Source organism: Fictibacillus phosphorivorans (assembly GCF_001629705.1).
Lineage (GTDB): Bacteria > Bacillota > Bacilli > Bacillales > Fictibacillaceae > Fictibacillus > Fictibacillus phosphorivorans_A.
This window is the reverse complement of the sequence record NZ_CP015378.1, coordinates 735,438-761,430: the sequence shown is the minus strand read 5'-3', so window position 1 is coordinate 761,430 and position 25,993 is coordinate 735,438. Positions and strand designations below refer to the sequence as shown.

At 40.2% G+C, this 25,993-nt stretch carries 28 protein-coding genes; 9 read left to right on the top strand and 19 right to left on the bottom strand.

The features are described from left to right. Nucleotides 1-8 precede the first annotated feature (8 nt). Entirely contained in the window at nt 9-1,007 is a 999-nt protein-coding gene (locus tag ABE65_RS03985; protein WP_082861274.1) for an NAD-dependent epimerase/dehydratase family protein, read from the top strand. A gap of 266 nt (nt 1,008-1,273) precedes the next feature. Here the strand turns inward: ABE65_RS03985 and ABE65_RS03980 are convergent, their stop codons facing one another. Next, nucleotides 1,274-1,903 carry a GumC domain-containing protein gene (locus tag ABE65_RS03980; protein WP_066391504.1) on the bottom strand — a complete coding sequence of 210 codons (630 nt, stop codon included), beginning with the start codon at nt 1,901-1,903 and terminating at the stop codon, nt 1,274-1,276. Between the two features lie 320 nt (nt 1,904-2,223). Between ABE65_RS03980 and ABE65_RS03975 the strand changes: the two genes are divergently transcribed. Together ABE65_RS03975 and ABE65_RS03970 are read left to right on the top strand one after the other, a co-directional pair. Continuing rightward, the gene (locus ABE65_RS03975; RefSeq protein ID WP_066391503.1) at nt 2,224-2,757 is read left to right on the top strand and encodes a histidine phosphatase family protein; all 534 of its coding nucleotides are present in this window, start codon (nt 2,224-2,226) and stop codon (nt 2,755-2,757) included. Nucleotides 2,758-2,845: 88 nt separating this feature from the next. After that, nucleotides 2,846-3,457 (top strand): CAP domain-containing protein, encoded by a 612-nt coding sequence (locus tag ABE65_RS03970; RefSeq protein WP_066391502.1) that lies wholly within the window; start codon nt 2,846-2,848, stop codon nt 3,455-3,457. 51 nt (nt 3,458-3,508) lie between these two features. Here ABE65_RS03970 and ABE65_RS03965 read toward each other — a convergent pair whose 3' ends face one another. The 4 genes from ABE65_RS03965 to ABE65_RS03950 all read right to left on the bottom strand — a co-directional run bounded on the left by ABE65_RS03965 (nt 3,509) and on the right by ABE65_RS03950 (nt 7,218). Then, on the bottom strand, nt 3,509-4,930 hold the full coding sequence (locus tag ABE65_RS03965) for an ATP-binding protein (RefSeq protein ID WP_082861273.1): 1,422 nt from the start codon (nt 4,928-4,930) through the stop codon (nt 3,509-3,511). Nucleotides 4,931-5,182: 252 nt separating this feature from the next. Next, nucleotides 5,183-5,734: a TlpA disulfide reductase family protein gene (locus tag ABE65_RS03960; protein WP_066391500.1), complete on the bottom strand. Its 552-nt coding sequence runs from the start codon at nt 5,732-5,734 to the stop codon at nt 5,183-5,185. A 178-nt stretch (nt 5,735-5,912) separates the two neighbouring features. Further along, a complete protein-coding gene (locus ABE65_RS03955) occupies nt 5,913-6,668 on the bottom strand; it encodes an anti-sigma factor (protein ID WP_066391498.1) in 756 nt (251 codons plus the stop codon). Beyond that, nucleotides 6,646-7,218 (bottom strand): RNA polymerase sigma factor, encoded by a 573-nt coding sequence (locus tag ABE65_RS03950; protein WP_066391496.1) that lies wholly within the window; start codon nt 7,216-7,218, stop codon nt 6,646-6,648. The genes ABE65_RS03955 and ABE65_RS03950 overlap by 23 nt, the downstream gene beginning before the upstream one ends. 221 nt (nt 7,219-7,439) lie before the next feature. Between ABE65_RS03950 and motA the strand changes: the two genes are divergently transcribed. Both motA and motB read left to right on the top strand, forming a co-directional pair. Further along, nucleotides 7,440-8,225 carry a flagellar motor stator protein MotA gene (motA, locus tag ABE65_RS03945; RefSeq protein WP_066391495.1) on the top strand — a complete coding sequence of 262 codons (786 nt, stop codon included), beginning with the start codon at nt 7,440-7,442 and terminating at the stop codon, nt 8,223-8,225. Then, nucleotides 8,215-8,991, top strand: a complete 777-nt coding sequence (motB, locus tag ABE65_RS03940; RefSeq protein WP_419471045.1) for a flagellar motor protein MotB — start codon at nt 8,215-8,217, stop codon at nt 8,989-8,991. The genes motA and motB overlap by 11 nt, the downstream gene beginning before the upstream one ends. A gap of 345 nt (nt 8,992-9,336) precedes the next feature. On the opposite strand, the gene ABE65_RS03935 is transcribed toward motB, so the two are convergent. Further along, a complete protein-coding gene (locus ABE65_RS03935; RefSeq protein WP_066391492.1) occupies nt 9,337-10,602 on the bottom strand; it encodes a M48 family metallopeptidase in 1,266 nt (421 codons plus the stop codon). 87 nt (nt 10,603-10,689) lie between these two features. Beyond that, nucleotides 10,690-11,517: an HAD-IA family hydrolase gene (locus ABE65_RS03930; RefSeq protein WP_066391491.1), complete on the bottom strand. Its 828-nt coding sequence runs from the start codon at nt 11,515-11,517 to the stop codon at nt 10,690-10,692. A 143-nt stretch (nt 11,518-11,660) separates the two neighbouring features. Between ABE65_RS03930 and ABE65_RS03925 the strand changes: the two genes are divergently transcribed. From ABE65_RS03925 to ABE65_RS03910, 4 genes are all read left to right on the top strand, one after another. Next, nucleotides 11,661-12,065, top strand: coding sequence for a GntR family transcriptional regulator (locus tag ABE65_RS03925; protein ID WP_066391490.1), 405 nt, complete (start codon nt 11,661-11,663; stop codon nt 12,063-12,065). Further along, entirely contained in the window at nt 12,049-12,933 is an 885-nt protein-coding gene (locus ABE65_RS03920; protein ID WP_066391489.1) for an ABC transporter ATP-binding protein, read from the top strand. The genes ABE65_RS03925 and ABE65_RS03920 overlap by 17 nt, the downstream gene beginning before the upstream one ends. After that, a complete protein-coding gene (locus tag ABE65_RS03915; protein ID WP_066391487.1) occupies nt 12,923-13,972 on the top strand; it encodes an ABC transporter permease subunit in 1,050 nt (349 codons plus the stop codon). The genes ABE65_RS03920 and ABE65_RS03915 overlap by 11 nt, the downstream gene beginning before the upstream one ends. A gap of 97 nt (nt 13,973-14,069) precedes the next feature. Continuing rightward, on the top strand, nt 14,070-14,762 hold the full coding sequence (locus ABE65_RS03910; RefSeq protein ID WP_197480336.1) for a YetF domain-containing protein: 693 nt from the start codon (nt 14,070-14,072) through the stop codon (nt 14,760-14,762). A gap of 25 nt (nt 14,763-14,787) precedes the next feature. On the opposite strand, the gene ABE65_RS03905 is transcribed toward ABE65_RS03910, so the two are convergent. From ABE65_RS03905 to ABE65_RS03855, 12 genes are all read right to left on the bottom strand, one after another. After that, a complete protein-coding gene (locus tag ABE65_RS03905; RefSeq protein ID WP_231887889.1) occupies nt 14,788-15,591 on the bottom strand; it encodes a glycerophosphodiester phosphodiesterase in 804 nt (267 codons plus the stop codon). Nucleotides 15,592-15,796: 205 nt separating this feature from the next. Next, nucleotides 15,797-16,657 carry a Cof-type HAD-IIB family hydrolase gene (locus tag ABE65_RS03900; RefSeq protein ID WP_066391482.1) on the bottom strand — a complete coding sequence of 287 codons (861 nt, stop codon included), beginning with the start codon at nt 16,655-16,657 and terminating at the stop codon, nt 15,797-15,799. Between the two features lie 128 nt (nt 16,658-16,785). Continuing rightward, nucleotides 16,786-16,917, bottom strand: a complete 132-nt coding sequence (locus tag ABE65_RS22290; protein WP_255520061.1) for a hypothetical protein — start codon at nt 16,915-16,917, stop codon at nt 16,786-16,788. 96 nt (nt 16,918-17,013) lie between these two features. Beyond that, nucleotides 17,014-17,319 (bottom strand): AzlD domain-containing protein, encoded by a 306-nt coding sequence (locus ABE65_RS03895; RefSeq protein ID WP_066391480.1) that lies wholly within the window; start codon nt 17,317-17,319, stop codon nt 17,014-17,016. After that, nucleotides 17,312-18,034 (bottom strand): AzlC family ABC transporter permease, encoded by a 723-nt coding sequence (locus ABE65_RS03890; protein WP_066399722.1) that lies wholly within the window; start codon nt 18,032-18,034, stop codon nt 17,312-17,314. Before ABE65_RS03890 ends, ABE65_RS03895 begins: the two co-directional genes overlap by 8 nt. 82 nt (nt 18,035-18,116) lie before the next feature. After that, nucleotides 18,117-19,181, bottom strand: a complete 1,065-nt coding sequence (locus ABE65_RS03885) for an undecaprenyldiphospho-muramoylpentapeptide beta-N-acetylglucosaminyltransferase (RefSeq protein ID WP_066391479.1) — start codon at nt 19,179-19,181, stop codon at nt 18,117-18,119. Between the two features lie 423 nt (nt 19,182-19,604). After that, nucleotides 19,605-21,038 carry a dihydrolipoyl dehydrogenase gene (gene lpdA / locus ABE65_RS03880; protein WP_066391478.1) on the bottom strand — a complete coding sequence of 478 codons (1,434 nt, stop codon included), beginning with the start codon at nt 21,036-21,038 and terminating at the stop codon, nt 19,605-19,607. Next, nucleotides 21,039-22,313, bottom strand: a complete 1,275-nt coding sequence (locus ABE65_RS03875; protein WP_082861271.1) for a dihydrolipoamide acetyltransferase family protein — start codon at nt 22,311-22,313, stop codon at nt 21,039-21,041. A gap of 13 nt (nt 22,314-22,326) precedes the next feature. After that, a complete protein-coding gene (locus ABE65_RS03870) occupies nt 22,327-23,322 on the bottom strand; it encodes an alpha-ketoacid dehydrogenase subunit beta (protein ID WP_066391477.1) in 996 nt (331 codons plus the stop codon). Continuing rightward, the gene (pdhA, locus tag ABE65_RS03865) at nt 23,322-24,386 is read right to left on the bottom strand and encodes a pyruvate dehydrogenase (acetyl-transferring) E1 component subunit alpha (RefSeq protein WP_066391473.1); all 1,065 of its coding nucleotides are present in this window, start codon (nt 24,384-24,386) and stop codon (nt 23,322-23,324) included. The genes ABE65_RS03870 and pdhA overlap by 1 nt, the downstream gene beginning before the upstream one ends. 15 nt (nt 24,387-24,401) lie before the next feature. Further along, complete coding sequence (locus tag ABE65_RS03860; protein WP_066391471.1) at nt 24,402-25,502, bottom strand: Leu/Phe/Val dehydrogenase; 1,101 nt, start codon at nt 25,500-25,502, stop codon at nt 24,402-24,404. A 93-nt stretch (nt 25,503-25,595) separates the two neighbouring features. Then, on the bottom strand, nt 25,596-25,991 hold the full coding sequence (locus ABE65_RS03855) for a thioesterase family protein (protein ID WP_066391470.1): 396 nt from the start codon (nt 25,989-25,991) through the stop codon (nt 25,596-25,598). Nucleotides 25,992-25,993: the final 2 nt, after the last annotated feature.

The window sequence follows — 25,993 nt, the reverse complement described above, 5'->3', positions numbered from 1 at the left end:
TGGTGTAGATGATGAAAGTATTACTTATTGGCGGCACTCGTTTTTTAGGAAAACATGTAGCAGATTCTTTTAACAACAATCATCATGAAGTGACTTTGTTTCATAGAGGGAAAACATCAAAGAAAGGGTTAACAGAAAACGTTCATGAGATTATTGGTGACAGAGATCTTGATCTGTCTTCACTTAAGAGTGAATCTTGGGACATTGTAGTGGATACGTGTGGTTATTTTCCGAGGCAGGTCCGTAAATCAGCTGAAGCACTCCAGAAAGAAGGAACTTTCTATATCTTTATTTCTTCAGTATCTGTTTATGAAGATCAGTCCGTTCGAAACATTACGGAGGAAGCGCAAACCGCTGACCTTATTGATTCAACCATTACTGAGATCGGTGAACATTACGGTGCCCTTAAAGCAGCTTGTGAACAAGAGGTCTTAGAGATATTCGGTGAGAATGCTTTGATCGTGCGTCCAGGTTTGATTGTTGGCCCCCATGATTACACAGATCGTTTCACTTATTGGCCAGACAGGGGTGTTCGAGGCGGAGAAATTTTAATCCCTGAGATGAAAGATCCGACCGTTCGATTCATTGATGTTCGTGATCTAGCGAATTGGATCGTAAGGATGGCTGAGAATAAGGAGAACGGGATCTATCAAGCAGTTGGAGGTGTGTATGACTTCAATGAGGTTGTTCAAAAATGTTTGCAAAGTCAAGAACACTCGACAATCGTTCCTGTGGCCGAATCCTTCTTGTTAAAGGAGAACGTCGGCGAATGGGTTGAGTTGCCACTCTGGATATCAAGTGAAGATTATCGTGGTCTTGATTATGCGGATGATTCTAAAGCGATAAACAAAGGATTGATTTTTCGACCGATAGAAGAAACGATAAAAGATACTGCAGATTGGTCTCAAAGCCGAAACTTAAAACCAGATGACTGGAAAGCAGGCTTACATCCTGATAAAGAAAAGCAGCTTCTAAAAAAATGGAACGAAAGTGTAAAGTTAAGCTAAAGAGAAATAATTTCTTCTATTTTTCAAAAATACATGAATGCCCATGGCACTTGTCCATACCATTTGACTCCTCAGGACATATAGTATGATTGTGAGATACAAAATCTCTCCTGTTGGCAAGAGGCCGGCAGAGCAATTCCCTACCCCCCATTTCTTCATCATGCGTTCGGTTTTCTTTACCATAATCCTTTTTTAAGGATTATGGCTTTTTTTTATAGATAAAAAGGGAGTTTATTTAACTCACTCCCTTTTAAAACACAGATTTTTTATCTTGGAAATCGCTTAGGATCATCATGAAAATGGATATATTTTTTTAGATGATCAGGCAGTTCCCCTTTTTGAAAAACATGTTGAATATCAGAGAGCGGAATCTCTAAACGTGCCAATGAGGGATACAACGGAAGAATTTCTTTTGGTTCATAAGATTGCTGATAACTCGTGATCGCTTCATTCGTCTCTTTTTCAACAGATTGACGATACGCATGAATCTCTTGTATCTGTTTGACCATCATCAAGTACTCTGCTTTTAAACGTTCAAGCTGATGTATTTTCTTTTCCATACTATTCTTAGCCGTGTCTAGCTCTCTGTCGCGTGAAGAATAAACCGTTTTTAAATACTCGGACAACCGATCATCTCGGTTTTCTTTTAATTCATCCAGCTGTTCCATGGCATTACGTTCTTTCTCCATCGCTAACAAGTATTTATTCTTTACTTCTGTTAAATCATCCATCGTGATTTTTGAGTTTCTAACACCGTATGAATTTAATAACTCTTCATACTCATTTGAAGACCATTCTTTTTGTTTATGTAGTTGCTGCCACTTTTCTTGAGCGCGAGCAATATCGATATCGTATTCTTTTTTCATTTGCTTAAAATGGTTTAATTCAGGATACATAACAATCTCCCTTCGTTTTTCAACAATCATAGTATTCGGGAGGGTTTTCGGTTTAACGTCTCGAAAGTTTAAACAACTGTTTAAATTAAGTAATGAGTATTCAGGTTGTATTCGCAAGATGTTGATTTCCGTTACAGGTGCTCGCTTTCCGCGGGGCGGCGGTGAGCCACATTCATTCGTTTCACTCTTAAGTGTCTCACCTGCCCACCTGTCCCGCAGGAGTCTCGCACCTTACACTCCAATCAACTTATCAATGAAGCCTAGGATACTTAACATCAACACCTTATTTAGTAATACCTATTAGAAAGAAGGATGAATTCATGAAGATTACTGCTATTAGACATTGTAAAGCGGACGGTCAGGAAAGTCATGCTGCTCTCACTGCTGAAGGAGATCAGCAAGCCATAGAACTGGCTGACTTTTTAGAGGGGCAACATTTTGATTGTGTGATCTCGAGTCCATTCAAGAGAGCCATCGACAGCATTAAACCTTTTGTAGAGTTAAATAAACACTCCATATTGATAGATGATCGATTATCTGAACGTATTCTTTCTGCTGATAACGACCCGAATTGGAGAGATAATTTAGAACGTACATATACAGAAGAACATTTAAAGTTTCCTGGTGGTGAGTCCACATTTGAAGCAAAGCAAAGAATCTCTTCCTTCATTAAAGAGTTGCAAAAAGAATCCTATCAATCCGTTCTCATCGTTACCCATGGAAATCTGCTTAGCTTGATGATTAATTTGTTTGATCCATCATTCGGTTTTAAGGAATGGGAGCTTCTCTCCAATCCAGATGTCTATCTTATTGATGTTTCTCTAAAAGATGTATCCAAGCTGTGGGCGTCTTAAACTGGTACATAATTCCAGACCCCCAACCCTCCTCATAAAATCCCGAAACCTGTACACGTAAGATAAATTATTAGGAGGGAAACATCTTATGAAAAAATTAGTAGTAGCATCAGTATTAGGCGCTTCCCTATTCGGCGCAAACGCAGGAATCTCAGAAGCGGCATCTTCATGCCCGTTCGCTTCTTTAAATAATAATCAAACTCAACAAGCTCAAGCAGCTCCAGCTCCACAACAGCAACAACAAGCTGCTCCAGCACCAGCTCCACAACAAGAGCAAGCAAAAGCTCCAGCAGCACCAAAAGCTGAAGCAGGTGCAGAACTTACTGCACAAGAGCAACAAATGTTAAACCTTGTAAACCAAGAGCGTGAAAAACAAGGACTACCAGCACTTAAAGCTGATCCTGAGTTAACAAAAGTGGCTCGCGTTAAAGCAAAAGACATGATCGACAACAACTATTTCGACCACAATTCACCAACTTACGGTTCACCATTTGACATGATGAAGAAGTTTGGTGTTGATTATAATACAGCTGGTGAAAACCTTGCAGGTAACTCTTCTGTAGAAGGCGCTCACACTAGCCTAATGAACTCTCAAGGTCACCGTGAAAACATCCTTAAGTCTGAATACACTAGCGTTGGTATCGGTGTAGTTGACGGTGGGCAATACGGTAAAATGTTCGTTCAAATGTTCAAAGGATAATGAAACATCAAAAAGCTTTCCCGCTCTGGGAAAGCTTTTTTCGTTCCACGTTTATTGAATAGGAATCGTGATGGTAAACATAGTGCCACTACCTTTTTTACTTTTCACATCTAACCTTCCATTATGGTGTTTGATGATGTTTGTACTTACCATCAATCCTAAGCCAGTACCTTCATTCTTTGTGGTAAAAAAGGGTTTTCCGATCTTCTTCATGACTGTTTCATCCATACCGCACCCATAATCTCGAATCTGAACTTGAAGAAAATCTTTTTTCCTGGATAACTTCATGTTAATTTCTACACAATCCCCTACAGCAGAAGCTTCAATCGCGTTCTTCAAAAAGTTGATAAACACTTGTTTAAGTTGCAACGGATCACAAAAGATAAGGGGGACGTGGTCATCTAAGTCTTTTTTGATTTCGATATTTTTGATAATCGCCTGTGTGTTCAATAAGTCTACTGTGTCGTTAATAATGTCGGTCACACAAGACATCATAAAATTTTGTGAGTTACTTTTTGATAAAACCAAAAATTCTTTGATGATATGTTCGATTCGATCTACCTCAGTAAGAATAATCGAAAGATATTGATCAAATTCATCGGTTTGATTCTGAATCAGTTGAACAAATCCTTTTAATGATGTTAATGGATTGCGTATTTCATGCGCTACACCTGCTGCAAGTTCCCCTACCACGTTTAAAGCTTCTGCCTTTAACAATTTTTGTTCGGTAAGCTTTTGATCCGTTACATCTCTCAAAACCGTAACATGTAAATCATCTACAATATCTTTCTCACAAGAGTATTCAATCTCTTTCACTAATCCATCTGGAGTCTTGTAGCGAAACTCTCCTTCGATCTTTTTTCCATTTAAGACTTCTTGCCACTTCTTAAGGATTCGTTCCTTCCCGTTCCCTACAAAAAATTGGTCTGCACTGCTTCCTATTAGCGCTTCTTTAGAAAGTTCTAATAGATCGCATGCACGGTCGTTCACTTCGACAATCTCCATATTTGAACGGCATAGAACAATAGCCTCTAGTGCATGGTTAAACAACTGTTTAAATTTTTTCAAGTCTTGAACATTTGTCTGTTCTTCGTCTCTACTGGACATTAGATAGGATGTTCCTACAACCTCTAAAACATCGCGATGGTTTCCCGTAACCGGATAAATGGTTGTTCGGATCCGTCTAACTCCTAATTGAATATCTGCGGTTTGTATCGAACCCGAAAATGCTCTTTCTAATGGTTTGGTCCATTCTGCGATCAACTCTTTGTTATAAAGGTCATGGAGGTTTGTTCCTGGAGAAGGTTTTATGGATACACCAAGTTCATCGAGCATAGAACCTACAGAATATGTGAACTTATATTCACCCTCAGCATCTCTTCGCAGACCGAAAAGATGGATAGGACAATGGTTAAGAGAATGGTGAAAATCGGCAATACGTTTAATTTCGACTTCTTCATATTGCTTGTTCATTAATTAGTCCCCTTCTTATTTACAGAATTTCCTGATCTGTTGCTCGGGCTATTATGAGATTTAACCATTTTTATTTTCACTAAACTTTTTAATTCGACAAAATTATCATTTTCCCTATTGGACAACTTTCCCATTTTTTACAATCGGATATACAGGTCTTTTGAAGTGTTTTCAAAAATTAATAATTTCAACTTAAAAGAAAAGAATAAAAAAAGCCCTTGAAAAAATTGGTCAAAGGCTTTAAAACATTACTTACCTATTCATCTTGTCAATTTCACTCTTCATAAAATCATAATCCATTGGACCTATGTGCGAATTTTTAATTATTCCTTTTTCATCTATAAAATAACTAGTAGGAATCGACACGGCTCTAAACTGTTTTCCGATCGTGTTCTTTTCATCGAGAGGAATTGGAAAAGAAAGCTTATATTCTTGAACAAACTTGCGAACTTTCTCTGTATTGGATTCAGAGTATTCAAGGTTAACTGCTAATATTTCTATATCTTTGTTTCTATATTCATTATAGAACTTCTCCATCTCGGGCATCTCCTCCCTACATGGCGGACACCACGTAGCCCAAAAGTTTACGATCACTTTTTTTCCACGATAGTCTTTTAAGTCAACTTGCTTTCCATCTAACGTTCGTAATGAAAAGGTGGGTGCTTTACTTCCACGTTTCAATCCGGTATTCTCTTCTTCCTTAACTTCTGTTTGTTGCTCTTCCTTCTCATCCATAGCCGTATAAAACGCTAGACCAATCAAGCCAGCAAATAGCAGAAGGATAACGATCGACTTTATTCTCATTACCATTCCTCTTTTCTAGTTGTTTCACTGCATTCATTATAGAGGATTTTGTCTTGTAACTGCAAAGTTCCATCTATTCGTCACACCAGTAAAGAATGGTGTACGTTGGGAATAGATCAATTGTCCTGAAAAATAGAAAAGACAACAACTCATGTTTAAGCTGTTGTCTGCCGGGTACTTATAAATTAGAGGCCATAACTATCGTGCCCACTGGTTTTTTACTGTTTGGTGTCGGTTCATGCGAGATTGCAACAGCATCCCATTGGTGATCGCCTTCAAATTTGACGGGGAAAACCACTGCACCATTTCCATTTTCGTCTGGAGTAAATGTGCCCGCTCGATAAGGTTTATCTCCTTCGATCAGCCAAACCTGATAGGTCTCTGTTCCTTTAACTTGAGTTAAATTATTCGTTTGAACAACAAGGTTCATCGTATCATTTTCTTGTACCATCGAGGCTATCCCTGTCGATTCTGTCTCTTCTGAAGCCAGTTGGACCGTCTTGAACGTTTTGTTGATCTGTTCTTGGATAACCTGTTCATTTTTGTTGTTTTCAGTAAATAGGTATGCGTTCGTTCCTAAAGATAACAACAGGCCAGCTGCAAGTAAGCCTTGCACCCATGATTTGGATTTACGTTGCGATATTGGAGAAACCTTTGTCCTGATTTCGTCTGTTTGATTAACAGGCTGTGCTTTGTGATGCTTAAGGCTTGAATGAGAAGCCGTTACATTCGTTAAAATACGTTCTTTCATTCCAACCGGAGGTTCTGCCTCTTCTGATAAATATGGAAGATCAGCTGTAAGGTCTTGCCATTCTGCCCATTCTTCTTGGCAGGCGTCGCATTGCTTTAAATGTTTTTCGAAGGCATCTTTTTCTTTACCTTCTAGCAGGCCATTATAATATTCAAGCAAATTATCGCAAGTTTTCGGCTCCATACTTATCCCCCCTCTCTTGATAGATCTTTTTTAAATGTTTCAGAGCTAAACGTATCCTTCCTTTTACCGTACCAAGAGGAATGTTCTTTTGCTCTGCGATGTCTGATTGGGAATAGCCTTTAAAATAAAACATCTCTACGATATCTTGCTGTTCTTCTGTTAAAGAAGAAACAGCCTCCTTCAGACTCTCTCTTTCCTCGTTCCACGTAACAGTCTCTTCAACACTCTCAGTTCGTTCGTAATCTATATCTTTTTCAAGAATCTCAACTTCATTCTTTTGTTGCTTTCGTATTAAATCAATACAGGCATTTCTTGTAACGGTTAAAAGCCATGAAGAAAATTTCCCTTTATCATCTGAATAGAGTCCCTTTTTTCGCCACAGTTTCATAAAAACGTCTTGAACTGCCTCTTCAGCTAACTCTTTTTGCCTCAACATTTTAAATGAAAAAGAAAACAATAGCTTTTCATATCGATCATATAGCATTTCAAGGGCTTCTTTATTTTCTTCTTGAACTTTTAAATAAAGTTCGTAATCAGAAGTTCTACCCATCTTTTGTCTCCTTTACTGCACACAGAATAAATCTATCATATCAAAATGAGGCAGTATTTGTCTTTTTTTACGATGGATGTATAAAGATAACGTTAAATAAAGCAGTTTGGATCACATTTTTTCCAACTTTTATCATTAAGTTTCCCTTTATCTTTCCGATATAAAAGAATATAGCTCAAGTAAAAGATACAGAATTTAAAGATAAAGTGAGGAACATCATTATGGATCGCACAACATTAATCGGAGTCATTCTCGGCATACTGGCTGTGGGTGTCGGAATGTTTTTAAAAGGCGCAAGTCCAACTGCCTTATTGAACCCAGCAGCATTGCTTATTATATTTGCCGGAACGGGAGCAGCTATCCTCATCGCATTTCCAATGAATGAAATTAAAAAGATTCCTGCTCTTTTCAAAATTTTATTTAAAGAACAAAAACTCATCGATATGAAAGAGCTTGTAACGATTTTTATTGAATGGGCAACAGTCGCTCGTAAAGAAGGATTGCTCGCGCTAGAACCTAAAGCAGAAGAAGTGGATGATCCCTTCCTTCAACAAGGAATCAAGATGATTGTAGACGGTCAGCCTCCTGAATTCATCAAAGATGTCTTGATGAAAGATTTAGAAACGATGGAAGAACGTCATGCAAGCAACGCTACGATCTTTACTCAAGCTGGTACATATGCGCCTACTCTTGGCGTTTTAGGGGCAGTAGTTGGATTAGTCGCAGCACTAGGAAATATGGCAGACATCACCGCTTTAGGAAAAGCGATATCTGCAGCTTTTATCGCTACGCTGTTTGGTATTTTCTCTGGATATGTATTGTGGCATCCTTTTGCCAACAAGTTAAAGCGCAAATCGAAAAAAGAAATCATGATCAAAGAGATTATGATAGAAGGACTTTTATCTATTCAAGACGGAACTTCACCAAAAATATTAGAAGAAAAACTGTTAACGTATATTCCAACTAGCGAACGCGATCAATACAAAGCAGGTGGTTCTGTTGGCTAAAAAGAAAAAGCATCATGATGAACATGTGGATGAATCTTGGCTCATTCCTTATGCAGACATGCTCACCCTTTTGTTGGCTTTGTTCATCGTCTTGTTTGCTATGAGTGAGATCGATGCTCAAAAATTTAAACAGATGGCCAGTGCCTTTCGAAACGAATTCACAGGCGGAACAGGTGTTATGGAAGAACAGGTTCCTATTCCTTCTCCTGACTCCACTCCTATTCCTGATGCGCAAAAAGAAGTCATCTCTAAGGAAGAGAAAGAACGTCTAGAAGCAGCAAAGAAAGAACTTGAACAATTAGAAGAGATGGAAAGAAAGATCAATGCCTATATTGAAACCAACAAACTAGATTCTAGTCTGCAAACAAAGCTGACGGAGAACGGCTTGTTGATCACGATCTTAGATAATGCTCTGTTCGATTCTGGAAGTGCTACAGTAAAACCAGGTTCTGTAGAGATCGGCAAAAAACTATCTGATCTGCTTGTTACTACGCCACCCCGAAATATTGTCATCGCCGGTCATACGGATAACGTACCGATCAGCACGGCAAACTTTCAATCCAACTGGGAACTGAGCGCGTTAAGAGGCATTAACTTTATGCGCGTTCTTCTCGAGAATCCTGCGTTGAAACCGAATCAGGTCAGCGCAAGCGGCTATGGAGAGTATCGTCCGAAGTCAGAGAACAAAACACCTGAAGGACGGGCAAAAAACCGTCGCGTTGAAGTGCTCGTTCTTCCGAATGTTAGTTTGAAATCTGTGCAGTGATGAATTAAGTCTGAGGGTTGTGTAACCTGGAGTGAAAATGATGAATCTTGGGAATCGCTCATAAATCTCGAGAATCGCTCATAAATCTTGAGAATCGCTCACAAATCTCGAGAATCGCTCACAAATCTCGAGAATCGCTCATAAATCCCGAGAATCGCTCACAAATCTCGAGAATCGCTCACAAACCTCGAGAATCGCTCATAAATCTCGAGAATCGCTCACAAACCTCGGGAATCGCTCACATACACCTTTCACACGACACTTTCTTCACACCTCATCAAATACTTCCACAAAAAACTGGCTCTTGAAGTGGTATTTCCACGATCAATGAGCCAGTTTTTATTATTATTCCATCTTTTTACTCGTTTTATAGCTATCCAAGAAATGAATGCGCTCCAGCATGGTCGGATGACCGTATAAGAACCATTTTACAAGCTTTGGCGGGTTCACTTCGCTTAGAGAAACGGTCGCGAGTTCTTGGAATGCTCCTACTGCAGCTTTTGGATTGTTTGTCATCTGAATCGCATATAGATCAGCGTCACGTTCTGCTTTTCTCGAAACTGCATTTTCAACTGGAGATACAGCGAAACTTAATAGAGAAAAGATCAATAGCAGTGCGGGAAGTGCTGCTAAGTCTCCGATTCCCTTTATACCCCATGACTTTCCGTACTTCTCGACCCATTTCCGATAGATGATATTTCCGAGCCATAATCCTAAGAACGATAGGACAACAGATGAAATCAAGTTCCAATACAGATGGTTCATCACATAATGCCCAATCTCATGTGCCATTACGAACAAGACTTGATTATCACTCAATTTATTTAGTGTTGTATCCCATAGGACGATTCGTAGGTTCGATCCGATCCCGTTTACATATGCATTCAGTGCATTTGTTTTTTCAGACATATTTACTTCATATACATTTTCTGCTGGAATGTCCGCTCTTTCTGCAATATCTAAAATCTTGCCCTTCAGCACTTCATCCTGCAGCGGGTAAAACTTGTTATACAATGGATCGATCACAACGGGCTGAATAAAGTATAAAAACAATGTAAATGGCACAGAAAGTAGCCACGCGTAAAGCCACCATCTTTTTTCGTATTTCTTGATCAACCAATACATAACAGCGACCATCACAGTTGTTAACAGCCAGTTGATCCAGAAATCCACAAGTCCATCTCTCATCCAGCTGTGGAAGGATTGAACAGAGATATTGTAACTTTTCGAAACAGTAAAGCTGTAGTAGCGGAGTGGAAATGTTAACACCCAACTAGCAAACGAAAGCAATAATACGTATAGTCCGGTGTGTACGATAGAAAACTTTGTTAACCCACTAGATGTTTTTCGAAACCATTTAGATAGCCCGAATCCTAGAACAAACAGGTAGATCAACCATTCGAGCGGCACAGAGATGAAGTAAATAAAATCTTTGATCCTTGAAAAATCAGTGCTAAGTTCTAGTTCACGGTCAGTCATAAAGACTTTAGGATCCGCAGCTGAGCCTTTTAGATCAACAGGCAAGTTTGCGTCCGCTCCTTGAAACAAGTAAAACCACATCAAACCCGCGTATATCGCAAAACCGATTACAAACCATAACGATTTTTTCAAAACATGTGCCCCCCTTTATTACCTACTATAAAGTGTAGGGCGATTTGTCCAAATTAGAACAAGCTTTCATAAAATACTTATAAAATATTAAAGAGCATTGGCTAACGTTGGTACGACATGAAGGTTTTCATGCTCTACTTCTATAGAATTAGGCTGGATGTAAACCGCTTTTAATCCCATTAGAAGTGCTGGTGCGATTTCATTTATAAAATTATCACCAATCGATACTGCTTCATGAGGCTTTATTCCATATTCATTCAATATTGTCTGAAGTTTTTCTTTCGTTTTTAACGGCTTTTCACTTTCGGTATAAAGAGCGTCAAACAGATCATGGAGCTCCAACTCATTTAACAATCGTTTTACGTCTTCTCTTTCACTGTTCGTTAAAAGGACTACCTTTTTCTTCTCCTTTAAACGTTGCAAAGCCTGTTTAAGGCCTGGTGTTTTCGACAGCTGAAACTGATCGGTTACCATATACTCTTTTGTAGCGTTATAGCATTCCCACGTATCTGCTTGCTTCACACCGAAATGCATAGCTGTAGCATACGGCAGCCACCATCCATCACCGATCGCGATCAATCTTTCAAAGTCATATACAAGCTCACCCGAAAATTCTGCTTTCACTTTGTCCTCTGACCACTCAACCCCATCAAAGGATGTTACTTTTGTTACTTGCAGTGTCATTGGATCGACGGTAACACTTGCATCATTCTTGATATCATACACTTTGCCGATAGCAACCGGATGTGTTCCTTTCTTCATACTTTCATATGTATCCCAAAAAGGTTTCTGTTTCTCATCAGACACTCTTTTTTGTAACAAGCGGCAGTAATAATCAAAGTGGTCAGTATCTTCATATAGCGTTCCGTCCAAGTCAAAAATAAGTAACTTTGCATCATCAATAATTGATTTCACGTCTCATCCCTCCTTCTTACATTGTAGTAATCCTACTCAAAAAAAGTAAAGAAAAGCACGTTGACATAAATTTACTAATCTTGTATGTTATAAGTGTACTATACATAGTAATACACACATATAGTATATAAAGGTGGGATAACATGATATTGAATTTAGATCCCCGAAGCAATACACCGATATGGGAACAAGTTGTTCATCAGATCAAGGAACTGATCTTGAAGGAAATTCTGTTGCCAGAAGAAAAATTGCCTTCGGTACGCGAACTATCAGGAACATTACTGATCAATCCAAATACAGTGAGTAAGGCTTATCAAGAATTAGAGCGGCAAGGAATCATCGAAACCCTAAGAGGCAAAGGAACGTTCGTATCCGCTTCTATCATTCCAAAAGCAGATGATCAGAAGATTACAGAACTTAAACAACAGCTGAAAAAGCTCATTATTGAAGCTTCCTATCTTGGTATCGATCACCAAACCATATCAAAATGGTTGAAAAACTATTCAGAAGAGCTTGGGGGTAAGAACAGTCATGCTGAAAGTGAATAATATTTGTAAAACAATTGAAGGATCTCAAGTATTAGACCATGTGAACATCACACTGGAACCAGGTATGATTGCAGGTTTGGTCGGAAGAAATGGTGTTGGAAAGTCCACGTTGCTCCGCGTGATCGCTGGTATTTTAGACCCTGATGAAGGCCAAGTTTTATTTAACGATACAGATATTCATCAAGAGCCTCAGGTTAAGCAAAAGATTACGTATGTACCTGACTCGACCGAGATTTTAAAGAGTTATAGCGTTAAAGAAATCGTAAAGCTCTATGATGCAATCTATGAAGATTTTGATATTGTATATTTTTACTCTCTTCTGGACCGTTTTAAGCTTCCTAAGAATAAAAAGATCAGAACATACTCTAAAGGAATGAAGGCTCTTTTCTTAATGATTCTTTCTTTTTCAACGAAATCAGATCTGATTATTTTAGATGAACCAACAAACGGTCTCGATCCGATCGTGAAGAGAAATATCTTACAATTTATCATTGAGGAAGTGAGCGAGCGACAGTTATGTGTTCTCATCTCTACTCATCATCTAGAGGAAGTTGAGAAGATGGCAGACGTGCTCATCATGATCAAAGAAGGACGAATCGAATCTACCACTTCAATCGAGGATGCAAAATCATCGTTCCGAAAAGTACAGGTCGTTTACAAACATTCCCTGCCTGAGAAGATCGCGCAACTAAGTAACGTGAACATTATAAATCAAACCGGACGGGTCTATACATTGATGCTCAAAGGAAACATTGATGCAACACTTGAGAAGTTGAACCAGGAGAACCCATTGTTACTTGAAGAACTGCCTATGACACTTGAAGATATTTTCATTTCAACACTTGGAGGTGAATCCCATGTTTCATAAAGCATTGTGGATGAGAAACCAAAAACTTGGAAGCCCTGCCGTGTGGGGAATCTATATTTCCTTGTTCTTGTTTTTACCGTATTCTTTCTTTGGAAAAGCCCAAACCATGTTAACTCAAAAAAATGATCCTTATGCGGATGCACCTGAAAACTATTACATGAACTTTCATTTTACTGGTGCAGATATCGTATTGTTTCTCTTTTTAATAGTAGGATTAGCTGCCCTTCTAGTCGGCAGTGAAAGAACGACTCATGCAACTGACTTAACGTTCTCACTCCCGTTTAAGCGTAAAGATATCTTTCTATCAAAATGGATTTTCGGAGTAGGTCATATCATAACAGGTCTGTTAATTAACTTGCTATTATGTATGCTAATTGTCAAGTTTACTATTCTTTCAGAAGTTACAGATGCTGCATTTCTTTTCAAATTTATGATGATCGTTATCCCGTTTTCAATCGCTATTTTCTCTTTTAGTTTATTTATTGGTACAATTGCAGGAAGTTTAATTTCTCAACTAGTATTGAGTGGGATCTTTTTAATCTTTCCACTCGGTTTTATATCTCTTGTAGTTTCATTTTTAGAATATCATGGGATTTCTATCAATCATAATGCACCATCTACTGTATTATTTAACAATTTGATCAACAGTTTCACACTGCCAATTCCTATTATAGAATTTCGTTATTATGTAGATCTCTCAGATAATTCTTTTACTGATTTTTCACATATTCCTTATGTTATGTTATTCATTCCACTCGCCTACACCATTCTATCCGTAGTCTCTGGAACATGGCTCTTTAGCAGAACTAAGAACGAGAACAACGGTAGATTACTTGTATTTGAAAAAGGAAGAGGATTCTTTACCTTTGGCGTTATATTGTGCTTTGCTCTAACGTTCGGAATGTTAGGTGGCAGTATATTTGGCGACTATGATTCTAGATCGCTTATAGGCTATTACCTATCTGCAACAATAGGTGGCGTATTAGCATTCTTCATGTTAAAAAAATTGATTCATTTCCGTATGCAGTTTGGAAAATAAAGAGAAGAGCGGACAACATGTTCGCTCTTTTTTGTTTGCCTTATTTTTGTTTGGGCATCCTGATAACAATAACAGCACTTGTAAATGAGGGATGACAATGGATGGAATCTTAATCACGATCTATAGAACGGTTCTAGGCTTTGCCTTTTTGTTGATGCTCATGAGGTTACTCGGAAAAAAACAACTTGGTGAACTGACTTTTTTTAACTATGCAACAGGCATCGCAATGGGTAATATCATCGGAGACATGGTCGTTCATAAAGAGATAACGGTTTGGGAGAGTTTGGCGTCTCTGACCTTCTGGGCAATAGCCGTATTTAGCATAGAGTTTCTAAATCGCCATTCTCCCCTGCTTACAAAACTCACGAAGAGTCAGCCTACGATCGTTATAAAAAAAGGGCAGATCATGCAAAAAGAGCTGAAGCGGATGCAGATGTCGATGGATGACCTTTTGATGTTGCTCAGAATCGGTGCCGTCTTTGATATTACGGAAGTAGAATATGCGGTCATGGAGCCGAATGGTCAACTCAGTGTATTAAAGAAACCACTCAAAGATTCTGTCACAAAAGAAGATTTAAACATACCACCAGAAGCTCCACAATATTTACCAACCATGTTGATCTCAAACGGAGAGAAAATAGATCAGCCCTTTAAGGAATATAGCTTGTCAGACGAATGGTTGGATAAGCAATTAAAGAGTGCAGGCTATCAAGATGTTAAAGAAGTTTTTTTTGCACAGCTACAAGATGATGGCGAAGTATTTTTTGTAAAAAAAGAAAAAAGCAGCTGACACGCGTATCAGCTGCTTTTCTTTCTTATTTCCCTTTTTTCACTTCATGAAGCAGATCTGGGAAGTTGGTGAAAATACCTGTTACACCCCAGTCGATCAGTTTCTGCATCTCTTCTTTTTCGTTTACCGTATACGGATGGATCTCGAGACCGTTCTGCACCGCTTTTTGTACATACTCGCGGTCGATCATATCGCTGTTCGGCCCGATTCCCATCGCATATTCTTTGATGGTTTGCACTTCAGCATCCGTTAACTCAGCAGGACTTGTATACTCTAAAAGCTGAACAAGTTTCACGGACGGATCGAGCTCATTCATCTTTAAAAGACTTTCAGAGCTGAACGATTGAACCAACAGTTTATCTTTATTAATTCCATATTCATTTACTTCATCAAGAAGCTTTTGTTCCATTCCCGGATATACTTCAGGTGATTTTGTTTCAATATAATAGTTCGCATTCTTACCAAATGTCTCGAATACTTCTTTCAATGTTGGTACTTGAAGGCCTTCATAATCTGCTTGTGCACGTTCTGGATATTTCTCATTAAACCAGCTTCCTGCATCAAGCTGTTTGATCTCTTCAAGTGTATAATCTTTTACTTGCCCTGTTCCATTCGTTGTACGGTCTAACGTCTCATCGTGCATAGCGATCAACTCGCCATCTTTTGTCATCTGAAGATCGACTTCAATGTAATCTCCATGCATTTTTTCACCCATCTTATAAGAAGTGATCGTGTGTTCTGGCGCATAACCAGAAGCTCCTCGATGCGCAACATTTAAGATGTCTTTATGTTTTTCTTTTGCATCAACCACTGAACTATCAGCCCCCATCAATGTAAGACTTAGTGCTAAAGCTCCTATACCCGTTTTTAATAATTTCTTCATCCTGTTGCACTCTCCCTTTGTTGTAAGTGAACTACTTTGTCACTGTAACAAGGGAATGTGAAGCTGCTTTTGCATTTCTGTAAATCACATGTGAAGTTTATGTATACAAAAAAAGCTCGTCCGAAATGTTCGAACCAGCTTTTGTAAGTACTTATTTTTGTTCTAAAAATTTTTTGATCGCAAACGAGACACCGCTCTCGTCGTTCTCTTTTGTAACAAATGCGGCCATCTCTTTTACCTCATCCACTGCATTTCCCATCGCTACAGGAAAACCAGCCACTTCTAACATGGAAATATCATTGTAGTTATCACCGATTGCCATCGTATCTTGTAAAGAGATTCCTTTCAGTTCAGCATATCGCTGAACCGCTACCCCTTTCTGTGCTTCACTGTTCGTGATCTCTAAGTTGTTATCAGCAGAAGCACTGACCGCTAGAGATTCAACACCTTTTAAATGTTGAAAGGCACGCTGAAGCTTTTCAGCATCACTAGAAAAAGCAAGAAATTTATAAACTTCAATTCCTTCCTCACTCAGAAGTTTATCAAAATCTCCCACAACGCTTACTAATCCTAGGCGAAAACGACGAAGGGCCGCTTTTTGTATATCGTCATCTGTTGCTTCTGGATTGGAAGTTAATACGATATCTTTCATTACTTCGTATGCTTTTTCACGATTGTCTGTAAACGTTCCTTTGCTCGTGTAGAGTTCATAATAAATATCTTCATCGTCCAGAATTTTTTTTATATCTTCGTATTGCTCAAACGTTAACGGGATCGATGATAGAATCTCCCATCCTTCTGATCGTATCTCTGCACCATTCACGCAAATAAGCGGCAGATGAAGATCTGCATCTTCTAGCGTGTGTTTGGCTTCATCATAAGAGCGACCTGTAGCGATTACAACATGATGGCCATCGTTTACAGCTTCTTTAATGGTTTCACTGTTCTCTTTTGTGACTTTTAACTGTCTATTAACTAGAGTTCCATCCATATCAATTGCGATTAATTTCATCTAAATCATCCTTTATTGCTTAGTCCATTAGTAAGTGTACCCATAATTGAAAGCTTGTTAATCATTATTTGAAGCTTATCAGGTAACAAAAAAAAGAGCTATAGATAGCTCTCCGATTTTACAAATTATTAATCTTTATAGATAAAAGATTGTACAACGTCCGTTACAGCATGAAAAATCTCAACGGCTTGAAAAGAGAGTACAGATAAAGCTGAAACGGAAAACAAACCAATTAGTACAAAACGAACTAAATGAGGCATCTTGTATCTCCTCCTTTTAATTGTGATTATACGCCCACCTTTTCAACAAATCAATTCATAAGGTGTAATATTTACAAAGTAAATTATGACAATATCCTACAAAAACGTATAACCGTACAAAACGAAGATTGAAGATAGCACGACCACGATCACATTTAAGTTCAACCAAGCCGCGATAAATGCTGCAGCAGCACCTATTCCCCCATATAGATAATTTTCTGGATTGATGGTAAATACACCTGGAAAAATGAGTGCACCTAGTATAGCAAAAGGAACATTCTTCAATATCCCTTGTATCCTTGGATGGAGATGGTTCGTATGAAAGAGAACGAGCGGCAACATCCTAGGAATATAGGTTACGATTCCCATCCCGACAATTACCCATATTAATTGTTCACTCATCCCTCTCATCCCCCTTCATAAAAAACTCGATTGAAACGGCAGCGATTAAAGTAGATAGAATGATTCCCCATCCACCATTTAAAGTGGGAACGAACGAGAAGATTGAATTTAATACTGCTGCAGTCGCGGCAAGTGCAATTACCTTCTTGCTCTTTTTGGCAGCAGGTACGAGTAGTGCGATAAACATCGCATAAAGCGCGATCCCCATACTATCTTGCAGTGATTGTGGAAGTCCAGCTCCCATCACATAACCTACCCCTGAAAAGATTACCCAACAGCTGTATGCAACGATTCCTAAGCCAAGCAAATAGCTTCCCGTAATTTTTTTCTCGGATGAGGTCGCAGCAACAGAAAAAGTCTCATCCGTAATAAAGAAGGCATAGATCGCTCGTAACCATTTAGGGTCATCCTCAGCACGCTCCTTGAGAGAAGCACTCATCAGAAGATGCCTGATGTTCATGATGAATGTAGTCAGAATCAATTCTGCTGCACCACTCATTGCCACAATCATCGATAAGGCGATATATTGTGAGGCACCTGCAAACACGATAACACTCATGCCTATCGTTTCAAATAGACTTAGCTCTGCTGCTTTAGCGAGCAGACCAAATGTAAATGCAACTGGCATATAGCCAATCGCAATCGGCAAACCAGCTTGAACACCTTTCTTCCAGTATGCAGGTGTTCCTTCTCTATGTACGGCAGGGCTTGGCATCATCTCTTTTTCATCTCCGTTTTATAAGATGTGAAAGCTACTAAATTGTAAGGGGTCTGTCCCCGGGACAGACCCCTTATCATTACTTCTGTCCTGTAATCGTGCGTAGAATAAGGTCTACACTATCAGAAGCTTTAAATGTGTCCATGTTTTTCTTCATCTGCTCTTGATCCGCTTTCAGATCTTTTAGAGAAGTAATCAACGTTACTTTTGTTAATTCTTCTTCATATAGAACGTGGCAATAACCTTGTTTTTCAAAGGATTGAGCATTAAGGATCTGATCTCCTCTGCTCGCCGCTCTTGAAAGCGGGATAAGCAGCATCGGAATCTTAAGGGTCAGCCACTCAAAGATACTGTTCGATCCAGCACGAGAAATCACAAAGTCTGTTGCTGCAACAACATCTGGAAGTTCACTTTGAATATATTCGAACTGTCTGTACCCTTCTGTATTTTTCAAACTTTCATCTACGTTTCCTTTTCCGCAGATGTGTACGATCTGATAAGAACGTAATAATTCCGGCAGAGCTTCCCGCAGAGCTTCATTGATTTTACGCGCACCTAGGCTGCCACCCATGATAGTGAGTACAGGGAGATGGCTTCGGAAGCCTAAGAAAGACAATCCTTTTTCTCTAGTACCTTGAAGCAGTTCATCGCGAATGGGTGAACCGGTCACAATCGCTTGCCCTGCTGCAAAATGTTTCTTTGCTTCATCAAACGTAACGAAGATTTTCGAAGCAAATTTAGATGAGATCTTGTTAGCCAAACCAGGTGTAATATCTGATTCATGGATGTAAACAGGAATGTTACGCATCCATGCGGCAATAACCACAGGTACAGCCACGAAACCTCCTTTTGAGAAAACAGCATCTGGCTTAATTCTTCCGAGCTTAAAATAAGCTTGTGCAACACCAGCTGCCACTTTAAAAGGATCTTTGATATTTTTTAAGTCAAAATAACGTCGAAGTTTCCCACTCGAGATTCCATGATAAGGTACGTTCGTTCCATCTTGTATCAAACTCTTTTCTATACCATCAACAGAACCGATGTAATTCAAGTCCCATCCCATCTTCTCCAATTTAGGTATTAAGGCCAAATGCGGCGTTACATGTCCAGCTGAACCACCGCCAGTTAAAACTAACTTCTTCAAACAGCATTCCTCACTTCTTTTATATCCGTCGTGCTCACTAATGACGGATGTTATCTTATCGCCATTTTAATATATGTAGCCTAAAAAAGAAAATGGCATGTGAGTGATAATTGTTTGTTAATTCTGATTGATTTTCACGTTTCTTTGGGGTATGGATGAAAGTTTTAAGAATTTAAGTTCAGGTGTAGCCTAAATAAACGTCATTTAGCTCATCGAAAGCAGTTTCCACTAATACCAATGGGGGTATAAGCATATCTAATTCTAGAAGTTTATGAATTAATCCTAGAAATTCCGGACTTATTCCCGCGAGTTTTGATCATTTATCGGCGAGATGACATAATTCGTCAAACTCAAGACTCCATATACCCCTTAACCTCAACAAAAAAACGGCCCACAAGACCGTTTTTTACATCATCATAACACTCATACAGAGCTTTTCTCTTTTTTGCGAGCTGGAGGTACATGAATCGCTTTTCCGCTCGCGCTCTCAATCGCTTCAAGCCAAGCTTCGTTCAAAGCTGGATGCGCATAAACGGGGTAGGACAGATCTTCTTCACGCGCAACCATCTCAAGTGCGAACGTTCCAGCTTGAATCATTTCGACAGCACCAGCTCCCATCACGTGAATGCCAAGCACGACATCACTCTTCGCGTCCATCACCATTTTGGACAGACCTTCTTTTTGACCAAGAATAGAAGCAAAGCCATTGCCACTCATGGAAAACTGTCCCGTCTTCACTTCATAGCCTTCAGCTCGGGCTTGCTCTTCTGTCAGACCAACGGAAGCAATCGGCGGATTCGTGTGCACCACATAAGGAACAAGGCTTAAATTGAACGCAGACTGCATTCCTGCCATATGTTCAGCTGCAGTCTTTCCTTGTTTGATCGCTTTTGAAGCTAACTTCATTCCGATCGTACAGTCACCGGCTGCGTAAATGTTAGAAACAGAACTTTGGCTATGTTCATTTACGATAATAAAACCGCTCTGGTCACGTTCGATCGAGATCGCTTCAAGTCCAAGGCCCTCCACATTTGGCGAATAGCCAGCGGCAAACAAAACATGAGAAGTCTCAACAGAAACTTTTTCATCACCGTCTTTTTTCAAAGATACGGTTACTGAATCAGCCATCTCTTCAGCACTTTCCCATAGATGATTCTTAAATACTTTTATCTTGTTTTTCTTTAGTACACGCTGCAGTTCTTTTTCAATGCTAGCGTCTAGACCAAATCCATCACTTGGAATAGCTAACGTAACTTCACTTCCAAGCTGCTTGTAAGCCATGGCTGCTTCAAGCGCAAAGTAATCGTATCCATAGATGAATAGACTTTCAGGAAGCTCATCCAACTCCCATAACGTATGGGGTGTCATGATTCTATGAGATAGCTTTGTCTGGTCTGGCAATAATGGTGAACTTCCAGTCGCGATGAGTGCGTGCTCAAATTCGTACATCTCAAAATGATGACCAGAGTCGATACCTATTCTTTCACCGGACATAAAAGATGCTGTACCTGTTAAATGCTCGATCTTGTTTGCTTTTATCAGGGCTTCTACCCCCTTTTGCAGTCCAGTCACGACCGAAGAAAAGTAGTTTGAGAATGTATCATATTCAAAACTTGCTTCTGAAACTGAAATTCCCATGTTTTTAAACTGAGAAAGGCTTGAAAAATTAGAAGCAGACTGAGTAAGGCTCTTTGAAGGAATACACCCTTTATGAAGGCAAACGCCGCCAAGCTTTTCTTTTTCAATCAACGTAACTTCTATTCCAAGCTGAGCGGCACGAATCGCGGCATGGTATCCGCCAGGTCCGCCTCCGATAATAACGAGTTGTCGTTTTGTTGCAAAATCACCTACAACCATCTATATCAGCTCCAGTGTCATGAAGTAAGGATTCTCGATGAGTTCTTTTACGCGGTTCGTGAACATGACAGCCGTTGCGCCGTCTGCAACGCGGTGGTCAAACGACATAGATACGTTCATCATAGAACGAATCACGATCTCATCTCCGATCACAACAGGCGTTTTCTTTGTTTTATGAAAAGCCATCAGCGCTACTTCTGGGTGATTAATGATCGGTGTCGCCGCAATCGAGCCGAGCGGACCAACGTTTGAAATAGTAAACGTGCTTCCTGTTAGATCAGAACCTTTCAGCTTGTTCGTCTTAGCACGTGTGATCTTGTCTTTCATGTCAACCGCGATGTCTCGTATATTTCTTTGTTCGACTTTTTGAATCACTGGTACAATCAACCCTTCATCAGAGTCGGTTGCGATGCCTATATTCACATTTTTCTCAAGACGAATAACTTCTTTTTCTTCATCTAGCTTTGCGTTAAAAATCGGAAAATCTTTTAATGCGATCTGAATCGCTTTTACGAAAAACGCTGCAACAGATACGTTCATCCCACGCTTGTTATCTGGATCCATCGCTTTCAGCTGTTTCTTCAGATCCATAACAGCTGTAACATCGATCTCTTCAAAATGTGTAACGTGTGGAATCGTCGCAAGAGATTGAACCATTTTCTTTGCAATCTGCTTCCTGCGTCCTTTAAAAGGAATCTCTTCCGGTTCACTTGTTGAATACACTCGAGTGGAAGCAGTCGCTTTTTCTTCCACAGAACGATCTGAAGTTACCTCTGTTACTGATGCTGAAGGCTGTTCAATATAGTTATAAACATCCTGATCTGTCACTCGTCCACCAGGTCCTGTACCCACGATCTGTTCGATATCCACGCCATTTTCACGTGCGATTTTTCTTGTATAAGGAGCAGCTAGAACACGTTTGTTCAGTGTGGCTATACCGCCTGCAAAGGCAGTGTGACTTGGTGCTTTAACGATTTTTTCAACGACAGGCTGATCTTTACTTTCTGTAGCTTCTTCTCCTTTTTGAGAAGATGGAGCAGATGCAGCATCAATTGTTAAGATAACAGAGCCGACAGTTACGACATCTCCCTCTTTTACCTTGATATCTTTAATCGTTCCGGCTGCTGGTGAAGGAAGTTCGGCCGTTACTTTATCCGTTTGAACCTCTACTAAAGGCTGATCAACTTTTACGGAGTCTCCGGCTTTTACGAAAAAGTGTATAACTTCTCCTTCGTGCATTCCTTCACCGATATCATGCAATTTAACTTCTACCACTCACACTCACCTCCTAAAATTGCGTTACTTTTTCAATAGCTTGAACAACACGATCCGCACTTGGCAAATAATGATCTTCTAGCGCAAACATCGGAACCGGCGTATCAAAACCTGTTACGCGTTCAATTGGAGCTTTCATATACAGGAAGGATGTATCATTGATCAACGACATGATCGTTTCTCCGAGTCCACCTGTTCCAGGTGCTTCATGAACAATGACGGCACGACCCGTTTTTTGTACACTTTCAGCGATCATTTCTTTATCTAATGGATAAAGTGTACGAAGATCGATAACATCACACTTGATCCCTTTTTCTTCTGCTGATTTTGCGGCTTTCATAACGACTTCGATCATGGCACCATAAGCAAAAATTGTTACATCGTTTCCTTCTTGAAGGCGAGCGGCTTTTCCAAGTGGAACATTATACTTTCCTTCAGGAACATCCATCTTCGTACTTCTGTAACAGCGCATCGGCTCTAGGAAGAGTACAGGATCAGGATCTTCAATCGCTGAAACAAGCATTCCTTTTGCGTCATACGGATTAGATGGAACAACAACCTTCATTCCTGGCATCCCCGTAAATAAAGCTTCAACAGAATCAGAATGGATTTCAGGTGCTCGCACGCCTGCTCCAAACGGTGCCCGAATGACCATTGGCACTGTAAAATGTCCTAGTGTTCTCGCACGTATTCGCGAAGCATGAGTCATGATTTGATTGAACGCTGGATATATGAATCCAAGGAATTGCATTTCTGCGATCGGCTTAAAACCGTTCATCGCAAGCCCAATTGACGTTCCGATGATGCCAGATTCTGCAAGTGGTGTATCAATTACTCGGTTCTCTCCGAACTCAGCAACAAGCCCATCTGTTGCACGGAACACTCCACCGTTCTGTCCAACATCTTCACCAAGAACGATAACGTTTTCGTGCTCTTTCATCATCACTCTCATACCGTCTGTTACAGCTTGAACCATCGTTAGTTTTTTCGTATCTACTAGCGTTGTCATTAGCGATCACCTCTTGAATGAGCGTATGCTTCTTTTTGGCTTTCGATCGGCCACGGATTTTCTGCAAACACATGATCAAACATGTCGTTATAATGCGGTGATTGTATTTCTTCCATCTCTTTAACTGCTGCCTCGATCTCAAGCGTTAGTGATTCTTGAAGGTCAGCTGCCCATTTCTCATCCCACATGTTTTCGTTCTTCATAAATCGCTCAAGTCTTAGAATTGGATCTGTCGTTTCACGACGATTCACAGATTCTTCTTGGTTTCTATATTTCGAAGGATCATCTGCTGTCGTATGTGCTCCATAACGCCACGTTACAGCTTCAATCAACGTTGGTCCTTCCCCTTTTCTTGCACGCTCGACTGCTGTACGTGTGTGGAAATAGACGGCAAACACATCATTTCCGTCTAAGCGAACGCCTTCCATTTCATACGCTACTGCTTTTTGTGCGATCGTTTTACTTTTCATCTGTTTTTCAATCGGTACAGAAATCGCGAATCCGTTATTTTGATTAAAGAAAACAACAGGTGCGTTAAACACGCTAGCAAAGTTTAAGCCTTCGTGAAAATCACCTTCTGATGTTGCACCGTCTCCAAAGTAAACAATAGAAGCACGATCTGTACCTTTTAACTTTTCAGCCCATGCGGCGCCCGTCGCATGAAGAAGCTGTGATGCGATCGGAACGGCTGGAGGAAAAATGTTCTTCCCTTCTGGAGGGGTACATCCTTCTTGGCGGCCTTTCCAATAGAGAAAAAGCGTTTTTAGCGAATGACCAAATGTCATCGTTGCCGCATGATCTCGATAAGTCGGGAACATCCAATCGCCTTCACCCATCGCCATTGCACTTCCAATCTGTGACGCTTCTTGCCCTTCAAAAGGAACATACGTACCGATTCGTCCTTGACGCTGCAGGTTTACTCCTTTACGGTCGAAAAGCCTCGAACGAAGCATCTTCGTATAAAGTTCTTTCGTTAGTTCCTCTGTGATCTCACCGCGGTATGTTTCGTCATTCCACTCACCGTTCTCGTTAATGATCTGCATCTTTGGAAATAACTTTTCCATGGATAGGTTCCCTCCTTAGTTTCGAACTTGCCATTTTGGTCTTCGGTTGTGAGCGAAAAAGCTGTTTCGTTTTGAACGAGCTGCAAGTTTTTCCTCACAGAAAAGATTTGCTGCTTCCATCGTAGATATCTGTTTTTTCGTGCTCTCACTATAGATCTGTATCAGACTGTCATAGATCGCTCTCGTCTTAGTTAAGACACGCGCTTTATTCGGTCCATATAGCTCATCAGCTACCTGGATGAGCCCACCAGCGTTCACAATATAATCCGGTCCGTATAGAATTCCTTTTTGTTGCAGGTAAAGCCCATGTTTATCTTCTAAAAGCTGATTGTTGGCACTACCTACGATCGCTTTAACTTTCAACTGTTCGATCGTCTCGTTGTGAATGATTCCTCCGAGTGCACAAGGAATGAAGATGTCTGCATCCACGCCGTAGATGTCACTTGCCTCGACTACCTCCACATTTCCAGGCAACAGTTCTGCTCGTTCTTGAATCATCTTTAACGCTTTTTCGTTAATATCCGTTACATAGATCTGTGCACCGGCAGCGAGCAGCTGCTCTGCGACCTTAAACCCTACTTTTCCTAACCCTTGTATCGAATAAGATTTCCCTGCTAATTCATCTGTTCCTTCGAGAGTCTGAATCGTAGCTTGAAGGCCGTATATAACTCCTTGTGCTGTTGGAACAGAAGAGTCGCCGCTGCCGCCATATTCCTCGGGTACCCCGACGATACAATTCGTTTCTTTTAATGCGTGAACAAAATCATCAGGTGTCGTACCCATATCCGTTCCTGTATAAAAGCGACCGTTTAAAGAATCTACAAACTGTCCGAATGCACGAAACAACTCTGGTGTACGATCAGTCGTGGGGTCACCGATAATGACCGATTTTCCTCCACCAAAATCAACATCGGCTCCAGCGCATTTGTATGTCATGCCTTTTGACAGTCTCAGAACGTCCTCAAGTGCTTCATCCACCGATCCGTATGGTCTCATTCGGCATCCCCCGAGTGCAGGGCCTAATGTTGTGTTATGTATAGCGATAATCGCTTTGAGACCTGTTGATGGATCGTTACAAAAAACAACTTGCTCATGCTGTGATATTTTTTCAAACATGTGTAAATCCCCCTAGTATGTCTCTAATTACTCTATTCCTTCTTCACTTTGCTGCTTTAAAGTGTAAGCGCTTTCATTTTTGGATAAAAAAACTTAAATCTTCATTTCTTTAATTTTTTGTGAGATTGCTTCTCGTGGCAGAATATATTGTGTTACTTCTCCTTCACCTGCTACTGCTTTACCGTTATAGACGGTCACATCACATATGACAGCTTTGCCTTTAACTTCTCTTAACGTGGCCGTTACAGTAAGCTCAGCGCCTTCTGGTGTCGGAGCCATATGCTTGGCTGCAACTCCACCGCCGATTCCTTCTTCGTGCTCTTCAAGATATGGCAATATAATCTGTCTCGCTGCCCACTCCATATGATAGACCATGCTAACCGTTGAATAGGCTGGATGGACAAGCTTTCCTTCAAATTGAGCAAACATATCGGGTGTAACGGTAGCTTTGATGGTCGCACTATGGCCGACCTTCATGCCTGATTTCATGC